Consider the following 14,926-nt stretch of genomic DNA (forward strand, 5'->3'; position numbering starts at 1 on the left):
CTATGCCACAACTTCATGTTAATTTAAGTAAAATCAAATATAATGCAATGGCATTACAACACATGCTTTCAGCACAAGGTGTTCGAATGATTCCTGTAACGAAGTGTGTAGGTGGAGATATCAAGGTTAGAGAAATGTTACGTGACATCGGCTTTAGCACACTTGCTGAGTCTCGACTTTCCAAGATGACACATCATCAAAAACAACCTACGCAACAAGATATGATGATTAAAGGTACTTTGCCAAATGAGATTGAAGATGTGGTCTTGAAGAGTCAAGTGAGTATTCAAACAGAATTTTCAACGATTCAAGCATTGAATGATATGGCTGTCCAAAAAGGGGTTAAGCACGCAATTTATTTAATGGTTGATTGGAAAGACGGCAGAGAAGGTGCATTGACATATGAAGTCGTGCATCTTGTTAAAAAAATTATCAAACTCAAAGGTATATATCTGAAAGGCTTAGCATTTAATTTTATGTGTTTTCGTCCAATCCAACCGACAGAAGAAGATATCGTTTATATGAATTATTTTATAGAATCGGTTGAACGTGATACAGGCGTGCGTTTTAACTCTATTTCAGGAGGTAATTCAAGTCTGTTGACTTTAGCGATGTACACTGACTTAGGCAGGATTAATGAACTTAGAATTGGTGAGGCGCTATTTAGAGGATATGAGACTTCCTACAACATGCGTTTACCATACTTGTATGACGATGCAATTTTGTTGAGTGGACGGATTTTAGAAATTAAACCGCGCTTAGATATTGAAAAGCGACAAGCTTATATGCAGGCTATTGTCGATGTTGGACAACTTGATACAGTCATTGATGGTATCCAACCTATCGAATCCCATTTGAAAATTGTTGGAAGCTCAAGTGATGCTTTAATGATTGATCTAGGTCACTCGGATTATTATCAAATAGGTGATGAAATTACTTTCCAATTAAACTATTCATCTTTAGCTCAGAGTATGCATATGCCACATATACCGAAAAATTATATTGAAGATAAAGGTATTGAACAACTCATTAATGGATTTGTAGAAATAAAAAAGAATAATTTTATAAAACAGAGTTGACATTGAGAATCGTTATCAACTATTATAGAATTATGTAAATAAAACAACATCATTAAAGGAGTGGCAATGCAGTGAAGATGAAGAAATGGATGGGGTTTTTAGCAATCGTGGCAATCATGCTTCTTGTTGCAGCATGTGGGAATGTCAGTGATTCTGGCAAGTCAGATTCTAAAAATGACACACAATCAAATGGGAAAAGTGTAGAAATTAAACATGCGGGTGGCACAACTAAAATTGATAAAAAACCTAAAAAAGTGGTTGCTTTAGAATATTCATTTGTTGATGCGCTTGTTGCATTAGATGTTAAACCTGTAGGTATTGCGGACGATGGTAAGAAGAAAAATATCATCGAACCTATTCGTGATAAAGTAGGCGACTATAAATCAGTAGGTTCACGTAAACAACCGAACTTAGAAGTAATTAGTGAGTTGAAACCGGACTTAATTATTGCAGATAGTAACAGACATAAAAATAACTATGAACAATTGAGCAAAATTGCACCGACAATTTTATTACCAAGTTTAGACTCAAACTATAAAGATAACATCGAAGCGTTTAAAACAATCGGTAAAGCTTTATCAGAAAAAGACAAAGCAGATCAACGTTTAAAAGAGCATGAAGAAAAAATTGAGAAATACAAAAAAGAAATTACAATGGATAAAAGTAAAAAAGTTTTACCAGCTGTTATTTCTCAATCAGGTTTCTTAGCGCATTCTGACCAATCATACGTAGGTCAATTTTTACATGACTTAGGTTTTAAAGAAGCTTTAACAAAAGAAGTGGCTGATCAATTACCTGAATACTTAAATGCACCATACTTAAATATGAACTCGGAACAGCTTTCTGATGTTAACCCACAACGTATGTTTATTATGGTTAATGGTGAAAACGATCCGCACTTAGCTAAAATGAAAAAGGATCCAGTATGGAACGAAATCGATGCTGTTAAAAATGATCGCGTTCACGTTGTAGATCGTCAAACATGGGCTAAGTTTAGAGGTCTCATTTCTTCTGAAGAAATTGCCAAAGAATTAGTAGAAATTTCGAAAAAAGAGAAAAAATAAGTTGCTTTTGAATGAAAGGGAAGGGATGATGCATCATCATGTGTTCAAGTGAGCGACTTTTTCCTTTCCCTTACAATGCAATATAAAAGGTGATTTCATATGTCAAAATTCAATCAAAAAATTTATGATGGACATCACCAGAGAAGACGCACTACGCTTACTTTTATCGTAAGCGTGTGCTTTCTTATTTTTGCAATTTATTTAAATCTTGCAATTGGTTCATCAAAAATTTCATTTCAATCACTTATCGACTATTTCTTTCATCTTAAGTCAACGAAAGAAACATTTTTAATACATAGTGTTCGTATGCCGCGATTAATTGCAGGTATTTTAATTGGTGCTGCACTTGGTGTAGCAGGTGTTTTAATGCAAGCAATCACAAGAAACCCATTAGCATCACCTCAAATTTTTGGTGTTAATGCGGGTGCATCATTTACTGTTGTATTAATTACGGTTTTAGTCCCTAGTTTAGCTAGCAACACGATAGTATTTGCATTTGTTGGGGCTTTTATTGGTGGTTTAGCGGTATATACCTTAGCGGATACAACTAAAGGGATGACACCGATAAAACTGGCCCTTGCGGGGATGACTATTCATTTATTTTTCACAAGTCTGACGCAAGGTATCATTTTATTAAATGAAGATGCGACGACGACAGTAATGTTTTGGCTTGTTGGTGCACTGCATACGATTAAATGGCCACAAATATTTCAAATCTTGCCTTGGATTATAAGTGGTTTAATTGCTGCATTACTGCTCGCACGCCAGTTGGCGATTATGGATTTAGGAGATCAATTGGCGACGGGCCTTGGACAAAATACGAAATTAATTCGTGCTTTATCTGGATTAATCGTCATTGTTCTTGCAGGTGCTAGTGTATCCATTGCAGGACCTATTGGCTTTGTGGGTTTAATTGTCCCTCACATCGTGAAGCACTATCTAAATCGCAATTATTTCTTGATCATTACATTATCTATGATTATGGGAGCGAACTTGCTTCTGATTTCGGATGTAATCAGTCGACTTATCACTTTCCCATTTGAATCTCCAGTCGGTATTGTGACATCCTTTGTTGGTGCATTGTACTTCTTATGGATCACAATGAGAGGGGTGAAAGCGCGATGAAGATTAACTATACAAAACGTTACGTTATTGTCACGCTACTTCTGATTGTGTGTGCGATTTTAAGTTTGAGCGCTGGAGCAGTTTGGATTTCGCCAATCACTGTGCTTAAAGAGGTTTGGACGGGCAAGCAATTTATTTTGACAGAATATCGCGTACCAAGAATGTTGCTTGGTATTTTAGTCGGTTTTGCCTTAGCCGTTTCAGGTGCAGTCATTCAGGGTGTGATTCGAAACCCACTTGCATCTCCAGACGTGATTGGGATTACTAAAGGAGCAAGTTTGGCTGCGGTTATTGTTATTATCGTGTTTCCAACTGCACCTTTATTTGTCTTACCACTTGCTTCATTTGTAGGGGCACTTGTCATTAGTTTGATTTTATCGCTTTTAATCAGTTTAAAAGGCATTAAAGGTTCGCAACTTGCGCTTATTGGGATGGCCATCGGTGCTGTCGCAATGGCGTTAGTTCAATACTTATTGATTCGAAGCCCAATGGAAGCGAATATTGCATTAGTTTGGTTAACGGGAAGTCTTTTTGGGCGTTCAATGGATCATGTATTAACCATTTTACCTTGGATGATAGTCTCGTTACCGGTGATTTTCTTCTACGCTAAAAAGTTAGACATTCTTCATTTAGGAGAAGAAGTTGCGACTGCCTTAGGTACACCTGTGAAAAGAACGAAAATGATTTTGCTATTTGCAGCCGTTATGTTAGCAGGTTCTGCGATTTCAGTTGTGGGTGGTTTGAGTTTTCTTGGACTAATCGCACCCCATATAGCAAGAAGTATTGTAGGACATAGACACGGTCATATTATAGCGATGTCAGGTTTAGTAGGTGCTTTATTAATGGTGATTGGCGATGGGTTAGCACGTGTCATTGCACCACCTATTGATATTCCTGTTGGTGTTTTAATTGCTGTGATTGGTGCACCATACTTTTTATATGTTTTACGTAAAATGTAATGCCAAAATATGCATTTAAACGTATGAATATTCAAATAAACATTGCATAACGTCTCCAATATCGGTATAATAAATACCAACTATTGGAGACGTTTTTTATTTTAATGGGGGACATATTTGAAAAAGAGAAAGGCGTTAATTATGGAAAAATATACTAAGAAACAGTGGACAATTGGAAAATTAAAGTTTACCTTACTTTCGATTATGGGTGTGATTTTATTTTTAATTCCTATACCTGTTGTAGAAGATGGTAAGCATACTTCAACATTACCGATTGCTTATTTAGCCAAGCAGTTTCAAGCACTTTTTGGGGGTTTAATGCCATGGGTTATCGTTGGGATTATTACGATTTCTGGTATTTTAACGTTATTATATAGCACCGTATTAAAATCAAAAGTAAAAAAAGATAGTTTTAGAGCAAATGCATTTATCGTGACATGGCCTTGGTTGGTGATTCGACTCTTATCAATCATTTTTGTATGGATTACATTTTTAAAAATCGGATTGCCATGGGTCTATTCAGAAGATACAGGTGGGCTTATTTTTACAGGATTGTTACCTACGTTAGTTGCGGTGTTTTTCTTTGCGGCAATCTTTTTGCCATTATTGCTTGAATACGGGCTCCTTGAATTTTTAGGTCCGATTTTTAGACCTGTCATGCGACCATTGTTTACGTTGCCAGGGCGTTCTACAATTGATAACTTGGCGTCTTTCATTGGAGATGGTACTGTGGGTGTCATGATTACAAGTAAGCAATATGAGCAAGGATTTTATACACGCCGTGAAGCGACAGTTATTGCAACAACGTTTAGTGTTGTTTCATTAACATTTGCTATTGTTATTGCTGAAACAATTGGTCTCATTGATCACTTTGCGTTATTTTATAGTACTGTAATCATAGCCTGTTTAGTAGCGGCGTTCATTATGCCACGAATATGGCCGTTACGTTCAGTAGAGGACCATTACGTTGATGGTGTTTCAGCAAAAGAAAGACCTGAAAAACAATATGATTATAAAGAAGCACTTAAAAAAGGTTATGAAGATGCTGTTATCACAGGCTATAAAGCGCCTGGATTAAAATTATATATGGTGACCGCTTTTAAAACGGTAATGGATATGTGGCTTGTGGTCATTCCTGTTGTTATGACGATTGGGACATTAGCTACAATTCTTGCGACATATACGCCTATATTCACTTGGATAGGTATTCCTTTTGTTCCAATTTTAGAATTTCTTCATGTTCCAGAAGCACATGCTGCATCTGAAACAATGATTATTGGGTTCGCAGACATGTTCTTACCTTCAATATTAATCGAGGGCGTTCACAGTGACCTTACACGTTTTGTTGTCGGTGTGTTAAGTGTATGTCAATTGATTTATTTATCTGAAGTCGGTGGCGTTATTTTAGGGTCTAAAATACCAGTAAGTATTGGAAAACTATTTATGATCTTTTTGATTCGTACTATCATTACGTTACCTATTATCGTGCTTATCGCGCATTTATTTTTCTAATTGTTTATGCATTAAGTTTTATCAAATTTTACTTCGTATCTAGTGTAGCTGAAATATCATTTTCTATTATTACAATAATGAATGATTATATGCATTACCGGAGTCATATCGTATGAAGTTTAATATTAAAAAGGAAGCGCTAAGATGATTTCTATTGAGAATCATCTTAGCGCTTTCTATTTTGGGATTAATGACCCGGAATCTTTATATTGTAAATTAGTTAACTGGGAATCCTAAATAATCTCAGTTTACTTCGTGACTTCGTTATATACTTTTTTATCATTAAATGTATAAATAATGTATTGTTGGTCGTCAGTGTCGATGATGACACGATTTGTTTTACCAAAAGTAGAGCCAATGCGTGATACTCTTTTAGAATCTGTTTCAGGAACTGCGTGGATATCTTGATCCTCTGTTACATTACGAATTTGGTCATTCGGAATTCGAATATCTGCAACTCTCCATTGAATATGGACTTCATTTTCATTTTTTTTAACTGTCATAGCCATTTCACTGACACATCCTTTTTCAAATTTTGTACAGTTATTGTATCTTATTGAAAACGTTTTTGCAACCATTATGTGATACTTTTTGATTAATTATGACATACTAATTAAAAAGGCGATGAAAGAGCGAAAATATGTTCGTATGAGAGAACAGATTATGTTATAATCCTTTCATAATAGTGAGGTGATGAACATGACTGGTAAAACACACTCTGCTGCAGGTATTTTAGTGGGTGCAGCAGTTGCCACACATTATCAACTTGATATTTTTGAAATGACTACAAGTATTGTTTTATCAGCTTTAGCGAGCATCTTTCCCGATATTTGCCACACAAAGAGCAAAATTGGCCAAAAACTTCCTTTGCTTAGCTTTATTATCAAACATTTGTTTGGTCATCGGACATTAACCCATTCGTTGGTTTTTGTTTTAAGTATATATTTTGTCTTACATATGATAGAAACACCGATTTACTATATGATTAGCATCATTTGTGGTATGCTTTCACATATAATATTAGATATGTTAACACCTAGAGGCGTACATTTATTATTTCCAATACCGATTCGAGTACGTTTCCCAATTTATTTCAAAACAGGTGGTTTGATGGATTTATCTTTGGCAACAACTTTCAGTCTTGTGACGATATATGTCTTATTTGAATCGAGTGTAAAGCATCTTATTTTAAATGGATTATAACTGTTGTTGTATTGATTTTAGGCACAGAATACAAACAAACCAACTTAGCGTCAAATCACAGCTTTATTAAAGGAGCGTATAATTGATATGTTAGATAAGAATAAACTTGAAAAGTATGGACAGGGTCATCTGAATGAGTATGAAAAACTGATGAGTACGAATGAAAAAGAACGACTTAACCAAAAAATTGATACTTTAGACTTAGAGGCAATTCATTCACTATATGAACAGGTTTACGTTAATCGTCAAACCATTAAAGATGTTTCTTCAGTTCAAGAGGTAAACTATGAAGTCAAAGCTCAATTGCAAGAAGAGACAATTGAACAATACAAATCAAAAGGTATCGATGCGATTCGTGAAGGACAATTTGCGGTCTTGCTTTTAGCGGGGGGACAAGGGACACGTCTTGGTTATCAAGGACCAAAAGGTTCATTTCAAATAGAAGGAATCAGCCTATTTGAATTACAAGCGAGGCAGTTACTGCAATTGAAAAGTGAAACTGGGCGTTTTGTAGATTGGTATATTATGACTAGTGATGTCAACGATGGAGAGACGAGAGCATTCTTTCTTGAACATGATTATTTTGGCTATCATCCAGAGCATGTATACTTTTTCAAACAAGATAATATCGTCGCTTTAACGAAAAATGGTCAATTAGTTCTTGATAAAGATGCTTTAATTATGGAAACACCAAATGGAAACGGAGGCGTTTTTAAATCTCTTAAAGCATCTGGTTTATTAGACCAAATGGCTGAACGCGGTAATGAATATATTTTTATGAATAATATAGATAATGTACTCGTTAAAGTTTTAGATCCTGTATTTGCAGGCTTTACCGTACATCATCATAAAGATGTAACATCTAAGTCCATCGAACCTAAGTTAGGTGAAAGTGTCGGTCGATTAGTTGTTAAAGATGGGAAAGATACTGTTTTAGAGTATTCTGAATTTGATAAAGATGAAATTGCTGACCAATTTAAAAACGCGAATATAGGGATTCATGCTTTTAGACGTTCCTTTATCGAAGCCGCTGTTGATAAAGCATTACCTTATCATTTAGCAATTAAAAATTTAGAGCAATTAGATGAAGATTTTGGGGTTGTAAAAAAAGAAACGCTAAAATTCGAACTTTTTTATTTTGATATTTTTCAATATGCAACTTCATTTATGACGCTACAAGTGCCTAGAGCGGAAGAATTTAGTCCGCTCAAAAACAAAGAAGGTCGAGATAGTGTAGAAACTGCGACAGCTGACCTTAAACGTATGAATATTATTGAATAGGGGTGGCCATATGCCAACTGTGACGAGTGCCACAAAGAAAAAGAAGAAAACAACTTTAGAAACATTTAAAGAAATGAATCCCTTATCTTTCGGCGAAGAAATAGGGAATGCAGTTTCACATGGCGTTGCTGCGTTTTTGATGTTAATTGCACTACCATATGCAGCTGTCCATAGTTATGCACATTCCGGCGTGTTAATGTCGGTGAGTGTATCTGTTTTTGTAATCAGTTTATTTTTGATGTTTATATCGTCTACTGTTTATCACTCAATGCAACAAGCTTCGCCTCATAAATACGTCATGCGTATCATTGATCATAGTATGATTTACGTAGCGATTACTGGGACATATACGCCTGTATCACTAGTACTTGTAGGGGGATGGCTTGGTTGGAGCATCATGATTTTGTTATGGGGGACGACGCTTTGGGGCATTTTATACAAAGCGATTGCCACTCAAGTCAATGCAAAATTAAGTCTCATCATCTATCTCATTATGGGATGGGTAGGTGTCATCTATTTGCCTATTATTATAAATAAGGGCGCGTGGCTCTTCTTTATTTTTATTTTGTTAGGTGGATTAGCTTATACGATCGGCGCTTGGTTTTATGCGCAAAAAAATAGACCCTATTTTCACATGATATGGCATATTTTTATCTTTATTGCATCAATCTTTCACTTTATAGGTATTTTATACTTTATGTAGGCAGGTGTTAGCATGCAATCAAATTATAAATTGTTAATGTTTGCACTAAGTGTATTAATCCTCTTTCAAATGTTTTTTGGCTATTATTATTTGTTAGGGGATGGAGCAGTTACATCTTCTCCGTACCTTGGTGTAGTGTCACTAATTTTAGGTGTTATCCTAATGATGATTATGGCTTCTATTTATCGTTATCATCAAAAAAATAAATAATACAGATAAAAAAGACTGTTATAGGCGCTCTTTATCATCATCAATTGATAAGTGAGGGGACTTTGGCAGTCTTTTATAACATGTTTACACATATTTTGAAACTATAGATCATTTTAATCATTAGAACATCGCGTCTGATTAAATCACTTTATCTAAAATTGAAGATGGATGCGTGGGTCAGATATCGCGCTATTTGAGCAGAATCGAATACGTATCCATTTTGTAACGTGTATAATGTACATGTTTTAATAGAACGTTTTAAAAAGTAAAGTAACGAAGTAGAGAGTGATTTAGAAGTGGTGGTTTAACAATTAACCTCTTCTTAATAGGGGGTAAATTGAATCCAAAGCGGGTTTTCATTTTTACAATTTACTTTGATGATTAATTGTACTTTTAAAACAAAATGAATGAGATATACTTTAATTTATTAAATCACTTAAAAATAAACAATGGCTCAGTAGATGTCTGGGATGGATAAAGACTTTTCAAGCTTTCCGCATCCGTCGACATTGTCATTAAAGAAAGGTCGATAACTATGAAATTAAAACAAGTTAGTATTATTTGCTCGCTTGTCCTGATTATGTTTATGGCAGCTATAGAAACATCCATTGTGTCTTTAGCATTGCCAACTATGCGTGATGATCTTAACGCGACACAACCGATTTCTTTAGTATTTACGGTTTACTTTATAGGTATTGTATTAGCCATTCCAATTTTAAGTGAATTGATGTCACGTATTAAAATTATTTATGTGACGATAATTGGCTTATTATTATTTATTATCGGGAGTCTTATGTCTGGAATGAGCACACACTTTGAGATGCTTATCTTTGCAAGATTACTACAAGGAATAGGTGCTGGTGTGAATATGTCTTTAGCTCAAATCGTACCTAAGTTAGCTTTTGAAATTCCGTTTCGATACAAAGTAATGGGGATAGTCGGAAGTGTCTGGGGCATTTCGAGTATACTTGGTCCTTTTTTAGGGGGCTTTATTTTAGAAGTTTCATCTTGGCATTGGCTATTTTATATCAATATTCCAATTGGGATTCTTGTCATGGGGGTTGTACTTGCTTCTTATCGTTTTGAAGCGGAAACAACATCCAATCATCAAGTTGATATGATGGGTATGGTTTTATTCTATATTTTATTAGCGCTTTTAATGATAACTGTCTTAGTTTCAGGACATGTGTGGATCAATATTTTAGCGTTTTGTTCATTTCTCCTTGTTTTTTGGTACATCATCCGTAGAGGCAAGACAGCTAAAATTTCATTTTTACCAATTAAGGAATTTAAGTCCACTGTGCGTTTAGCCTTTTTTACAGATTTTTTCATTGCTATGGCACTGATTGGATTTAATGTTTTTATACCATCGTATTTACAAGATCATCTTCATTTAAGTCCACTACAAAGTGGTTTGGTCATTTTTCCGCTTTCAATTGGTTGGCTACTTGTGAACTTTACGCTTGAAAAAATCGAAGCAAATCGGTCTATTAGAGGTTTATATTTAATCGCAATAGGTATTTTAGTTGTAGGAAGTATTCTTATTATTATCAGTGCATATCATCCGATTATTATTGCGATTGCTTTAATTTTCATAGGAATGAGTTTTGGTACAGCGTATACAAAAGATAGCGTAATGGTTCAAGAAAAAACCTCACCTGAGAGTATGAAAAAAATGATGTCGCTCTTTACATTGACACGTAATATGGGGAATTCAGTAGGATCAGCAGTGATTGGTTATATTTATGCAATGCAACACACACTATTTCATAATTCAATACAAAATGTAATGATATTTTGTATGATTGTATTGATAGGACTAGGTTTTGTATGGTTCGTGCAAAAAGATAAAACTTTACGTTCAATTTCAGAAGCGTGATATAGTATAAAAAAAGGAGGGTTTGAGCATGAAAGGTAAGTTTAATTTATTTAACTTAGTCACTTTAATGATCATACTCTCCATTTTTATTATTTCAGGGGCTATCTTTTTAACACTATTAGGTTTTGGTTTGTTTGGATTGAGTCGATTGTTGATTTATTTTCATTTAGGGTCTTTTACTTACAACAAAGGCTTTTATGATAATTTAGTTTATTACGGTAGTTATATCATCTTAGGATATTTTGTGATTTACTGTGTTGAATATTTAATGGATTGGCTCAGAAAAAAATTATATCCAAATCCTTATTTAGAAGGCTTTACATTTCATTTGATAGCGTACTCGATAATTATGACAATGTTTTTCTTTGTAATTCATATTCATTATCAATATATACGCATTGATTATTGGGTACTTATGTTGATTATTGCGCTTTTATATATTTGTAAAGAGATATTTTATCCTGAATCAGAAGATCTAAATCAGAATAAACGTCACTAGCACAGAATGAAAACGGAATGAAAGCAAATACTTTGCTAAGCTAACTGATTAGACATAAAATAAGTCAATGCTAAAGATTTATGAAGGAGGAAAGTGTATGCACGAGGGTATTCAAATTGATAAAAAACAACGTAACTTTATCGTCGCCGTCATTTTGGCCAGTGCATTCATAGCAATACTGAATCAAACGCTATTGAATACCGCACTTCCTAGTATTATGAGAGGGCTAAACATTGATGAAAGTACATCACAATGGTTAGTCACTGGTTTTATGCTTGTTAACGGGATCATGATTCCATTAACTGCTTATTTAATGGATAGAGTCCCTACGCGTTACTTGTATCTTGCAGCGATGGGGACTTTTCTATTAGGCTCTGTGATAGCTGTTTTTGCACCTACCTTTCTAGTACTTATGTTGGCACGAGTCATTCAAGCAATGGGTGCTGGAGTCATTATGCCACTAAGTCAATTCACGCTTTTTACGCTATTTCCTAAAAGTCAGCGTGGATTTGCGATGGGATTATCAGGCTTAGTGATACAATTTGCCCCAGCTATAGGACCTACACTTTCAGGGCTTCTCGTTGATCATTATACTTGGCGTGCGCCTTTAATGGTGGTGGTCGTTGTAGCAACATTTGGCTTTATTTTTGGTTGGCTGTCAATGCGAAACTTTAGTGATACGAAAGAAGTTGTACTCGATAAAACATCAGTCTTACTCTCTACATTCGGTTTTGGTCTGATGTTATATGGCTTTAGTATCGCAGGTACACAAGGTTTTCATAATCCGCTAGTTATCATCAGTTTGATTGCTGGACTGGTGATTGTCGGTATCTTTATTCACAGACAATTAAAAATAGATAACCCAATTCTTAATTTACATGTCTTTCAATCGAGAACCTTTACACTTACGTCAGTTGCATCTATGATCGCATTTACGTCTATGGTTGGCCCGGCATTATTAATTCCTGTATATATCCAAAATGCATTAGGTTTATCTGCTTTATTATCTGGTTTAGTTGTGCTTCCGGGTGCTGTAATCAACGGTGTGATGTCTGTTGTCAATGGTCGCCTCTATGATAAAGTGGGAGCAAGGGTTTTAGTCATTCCTGGCTTTATCTTATTACTGATTACCACTTTAATGATGGCGCAACTGACAGCGCATACTTCTTATTTATATGTCATTAGTATTTTTACAATCCGACTCTTTTCTATATCATTATTGACAATGCCTTTAAATACGGCAGGTATCAATTCATTATCTAATGATATGGTTTCCCACGGAACAGCGATTATGAATACTTTACGGACAATATCTGGTTCTATGGGGACAGCCTTGATGGTGACCCTTATGAGTATAGGAGCGCGCTGGTATCATCCGGATCATTCTGTAGCACAAGGAATGATTCATAGAGAAGCCATTGCTTTTGGTGTAGATTGAGCTTTTTATGTGACTTCTGGATTTCTATTAATAGGCCTCATCATTAGCTTTTTTATTTATGATCGTGGTAAAGAGAAAAAGGCAAGAAAGCAAAATTATGTGCGTCAACTCAATCGATAAGTAAGCGTATGAGAATAACAAAATGAAACGAGATGGCAAACTGAGTTAGAGTACTGAGTGAGCTATCTCATTTTTTATGTATGAAAATAAAGTTTTTATAGTTTTTTACCTTATGAAAGTTGACAGAGTTTTGTTAAACTAAGATTAAAGCGTATTCAAAAGGAGATGTCGGAAGTGTTAACAGAAGAAAAGGTAAGCGCACTTGTAGGAGAAATTAAAGACCCAATTATTAATGTACCTTTAAAAGAAACGCAAGGTATCATTGATATTTCTATAAAAGAAGAAAAAGCACATGTTAGTGTCAAAGTTGCGATGGCACAGTTAGGGGGACAGCCACAACTTGAATTGCAAATGGCTATCGTTGAGAAATTGAAAGAAAACGGTGCTAAAACAGTTGGTATTCGTTTTGAAAGCTTGCCAGAAGAAACGGTTGCAAAATACAAAGGGAATCAAAAAGCAAAAAAACAGACAATAGAAGAATTTTTATCAAAAGACAATCCGCTAGAGTTTATTGCGATTGCATCCGGTAAAGGGGGCGTTGGTAAATCAACCGTAGCCGTCAATTTGGCTGTATCACTTGCGCGAGAAGGAAAACGTGTCGGTCTCATTGATGCTGATATTTATGGTTTTAGTGTACCTGATATGATGGGTATCGATGAAAAGCCGGGCATAGAAGGTAAAACGATTATTCCAGTAGAACGTCACGGTGTTAAAGTGATTTCGATGGCTTTCTTTGTAGAAGAAAATGCGCCAGTAATTTGGCGTGGTCCTATGTTAGGTAAAATGCTTACGAACTTTTTCACAGAGGTAAAGTGGGGAGATTTAGACTATTTAATTCTTGATTTACCACCGGGTACTGGAGATGTCGCATTAGATGTACATACGATGTTACCTTCTAGTAAAGAAATAATTGTCACAACACCGCATCCAACTGCGGCATTTGTTGCAGCAAGAGCTGGTGCTATGGCTAAACATACAGAGCACTCTATTCTCGGTATTATTGAAAACATGTCTTACTTTGAGAGTAAGGAAACTGGCAATAAAGAATATGTGTTTGGACAAGGCGGCGGCCAAAAGTTAGCTGATGAATTAAGTACAGAGTTACTTGGTCAATTGCCGTTAGAACAACCTTCATGGAAACCAGTGGATTTCTCACCTTCTATTTATCAACCAGAAGATCGTTTAGGGCAAATTTATCGAGACATTGCACTCAAAATTATTGATAAAACAAAATAAGTAAAGTTGTTTCATAGATGTTATGAAGCGGGAAAAGTTAAACAGGTGATATGGTCTGTAATGGCATGGATGATTAGGATTGCGTAAAGTAATAGATAATTGCACGCGCGATCCAAACATCTAATGCCATTTATTAAATTCTGACTGCTTTAATAGACGTGTTTATGAAATTTGTATAATCTGTATTAGAGTGATTGATAAGGGGAGAATACCATCAGAATCAGCAGTTTTTGGGCTATTAAAATAAATTTTAAAAAATTGAAATTTAGACTTGCTTTTTTATATCAATCTGTATAGAATATATTCTTGTGAGCGAAACAAATCACTAATTCAACAATAAAATAAATTATTAATTTATTGTTGACACATCGTTGAGACGATGATAAGATATAAAAGTCGCTAAAAGCGACAAAAAAGAATTTTATTCAAAAATATTTGAATGGTGTAAAATTTACTATTGCAAATATGTGAGAATAAATATAAAATGTTAAAAGTGTTGTTAATTAAGTTGATTTATAGTAAACTTAGTTAATGATGTTAACAACAGAATGAAATGAACATTGAAAACTGAATGACAATATGTCAACGTTAATTCCGATAATTTGAGTACTTTAACGT

12 protein-coding genes and 1 pseudogene are annotated in these 14,926 nt (G+C 34.9%); 12 read left to right on the plus strand and 1 reads right to left on the minus strand.

What is annotated here, in order from left to right; translation table 11 throughout:
* Positions 1-2: 2 nt before the first annotated feature.
* The 5 genes from C1H58_RS11230 to C1H58_RS11250 all read left to right on the plus strand — a co-directional run bounded on the left by C1H58_RS11230 (position 3) and on the right by C1H58_RS11250 (position 5,739).
* Positions 3-1,079, plus strand: coding sequence for an alanine racemase (locus tag C1H58_RS11230; protein ID WP_165546218.1), 1,077 nt, complete (start codon positions 3-5; stop codon positions 1,077-1,079).
* 71 nt (positions 1,080-1,150) lie between these two features.
* The gene (locus tag C1H58_RS11235) at positions 1,151-2,143 is read left to right on the plus strand and encodes an ABC transporter substrate-binding protein (protein ID WP_165546219.1); all 993 of its coding nucleotides are present in this window, start codon (positions 1,151-1,153) and stop codon (positions 2,141-2,143) included.
* 99 nt (positions 2,144-2,242) lie between these two features.
* A complete protein-coding gene (locus C1H58_RS11240) occupies positions 2,243-3,268 on the plus strand; it encodes a FecCD family ABC transporter permease (protein ID WP_165546220.1) in 1,026 nt (341 codons plus the stop codon).
* Positions 3,265-4,227, plus strand: a complete 963-nt coding sequence (locus C1H58_RS11245) for a FecCD family ABC transporter permease (protein WP_050330310.1) — start codon at positions 3,265-3,267, stop codon at positions 4,225-4,227. Before C1H58_RS11240 ends, C1H58_RS11245 begins: the two co-directional genes overlap by 4 nt.
* Positions 4,228-4,368: 141 nt before the next feature.
* On the plus strand, positions 4,369-5,739 hold the full coding sequence (locus C1H58_RS11250; protein ID WP_165546227.1) for a YjiH family protein: 1,371 nt from the start codon (positions 4,369-4,371) through the stop codon (positions 5,737-5,739).
* 248 nt (positions 5,740-5,987) lie between these two features.
* On the opposite strand, the gene C1H58_RS11255 is transcribed toward C1H58_RS11250, so the two are convergent.
* Positions 5,988-6,248 carry a SunI/YnzG family protein gene (locus C1H58_RS11255; RefSeq protein ID WP_016426399.1) on the minus strand — a complete coding sequence of 87 codons (261 nt, stop codon included), beginning with the start codon at positions 6,246-6,248 and terminating at the stop codon, positions 5,988-5,990.
* A gap of 190 nt (positions 6,249-6,438) precedes the next feature.
* On the opposite strand from C1H58_RS11255, the gene C1H58_RS11260 reads away from it, so the two are divergent.
* The 7 genes and pseudogenes from C1H58_RS11260 to C1H58_RS11290 all read left to right on the plus strand — a co-directional run bounded on the left by C1H58_RS11260 (position 6,439) and on the right by C1H58_RS11290 (position 14,308).
* Positions 6,439-6,942 (plus strand): metal-dependent hydrolase, encoded by a 504-nt coding sequence (locus tag C1H58_RS11260; protein WP_165546221.1) that lies wholly within the window; start codon positions 6,439-6,441, stop codon positions 6,940-6,942.
* Positions 6,943-7,029: 87 nt separating this feature from the next.
* Positions 7,030-8,223, plus strand: a complete 1,194-nt coding sequence (locus C1H58_RS11265) for a UTP--glucose-1-phosphate uridylyltransferase (protein ID WP_165546222.1) — start codon at positions 7,030-7,032, stop codon at positions 8,221-8,223.
* 19 nt (positions 8,224-8,242) lie between these two features.
* Positions 8,243-8,926 (plus strand): PAQR family membrane homeostasis protein TrhA, encoded by a 684-nt coding sequence (gene trhA, locus C1H58_RS11270; protein ID WP_241415581.1) that lies wholly within the window; start codon positions 8,243-8,245, stop codon positions 8,924-8,926.
* 745 nt (positions 8,927-9,671) lie between these two features.
* Entirely contained in the window at positions 9,672-11,015 is a 1,344-nt protein-coding gene (gene sdrM / locus C1H58_RS11275; RefSeq protein ID WP_165546224.1) for a multidrug efflux MFS transporter SdrM, read from the plus strand.
* Positions 11,016-11,043: 28 nt separating this feature from the next.
* On the plus strand, positions 11,044-11,514 hold the full coding sequence (locus tag C1H58_RS11280; protein ID WP_165546225.1) for a SepA family multidrug efflux transporter: 471 nt from the start codon (positions 11,044-11,046) through the stop codon (positions 11,512-11,514).
* Positions 11,515-11,611: 97 nt separating this feature from the next.
* A pseudogene (locus tag C1H58_RS11285) lies at positions 11,612-13,072 on the plus strand (MDR family MFS transporter).
* A 174-nt stretch (positions 13,073-13,246) separates the two neighbouring features.
* The gene (locus C1H58_RS11290) at positions 13,247-14,308 is read left to right on the plus strand and encodes an Mrp/NBP35 family ATP-binding protein (RefSeq protein WP_060829570.1); all 1,062 of its coding nucleotides are present in this window, start codon (positions 13,247-13,249) and stop codon (positions 14,306-14,308) included.
* Positions 14,309-14,926 lie beyond the last annotated feature (618 nt).

The organism is Staphylococcus sp. 191, assembly GCF_011174885.1.
GTDB classification, from domain to species: domain Bacteria; phylum Bacillota; class Bacilli; order Staphylococcales; family Staphylococcaceae; genus Staphylococcus; species Staphylococcus coagulans.

Excerpts from the sequence above, each read along its gene's own strand:
- C1H58_RS11240 (WP_165546220.1), top strand. The coding sequence starts at position 2,243 with ATGTCAAAATTCAATCAAAAAATTTATGATGGACATCACCAGAGAAGA.
- C1H58_RS11255 (WP_016426399.1), bottom strand. The coding sequence starts at position 6,248 with ATGGCTATGACAGTTAAAAAAAATGAAAATGAAGTCCATATTCAATGG.
- C1H58_RS11280 (WP_165546225.1), top strand. The coding sequence starts at position 11,044 with ATGAAAGGTAAGTTTAATTTATTTAACTTAGTCACTTTAATGATCATA.
- sdrM (WP_165546224.1), top strand. The coding sequence starts at position 9,672 with ATGAAATTAAAACAAGTTAGTATTATTTGCTCGCTTGTCCTGATTATG.
- C1H58_RS11250 (WP_165546227.1), top strand. The coding sequence starts at position 4,369 with ATGGAAAAATATACTAAGAAACAGTGGACAATTGGAAAATTAAAGTTT.
- C1H58_RS11230 (WP_165546218.1), top strand. The coding sequence starts at position 3 with ATGCCACAACTTCATGTTAATTTAAGTAAAATCAAATATAATGCAATG.
- C1H58_RS11260 (WP_165546221.1), top strand. The coding sequence starts at position 6,439 with ATGACTGGTAAAACACACTCTGCTGCAGGTATTTTAGTGGGTGCAGCA.
- C1H58_RS11245 (WP_050330310.1), top strand. The coding sequence starts at position 3,265 with ATGAAGATTAACTATACAAAACGTTACGTTATTGTCACGCTACTTCTG.
- C1H58_RS11265 (WP_165546222.1), top strand. The coding sequence starts at position 7,030 with ATGTTAGATAAGAATAAACTTGAAAAGTATGGACAGGGTCATCTGAAT.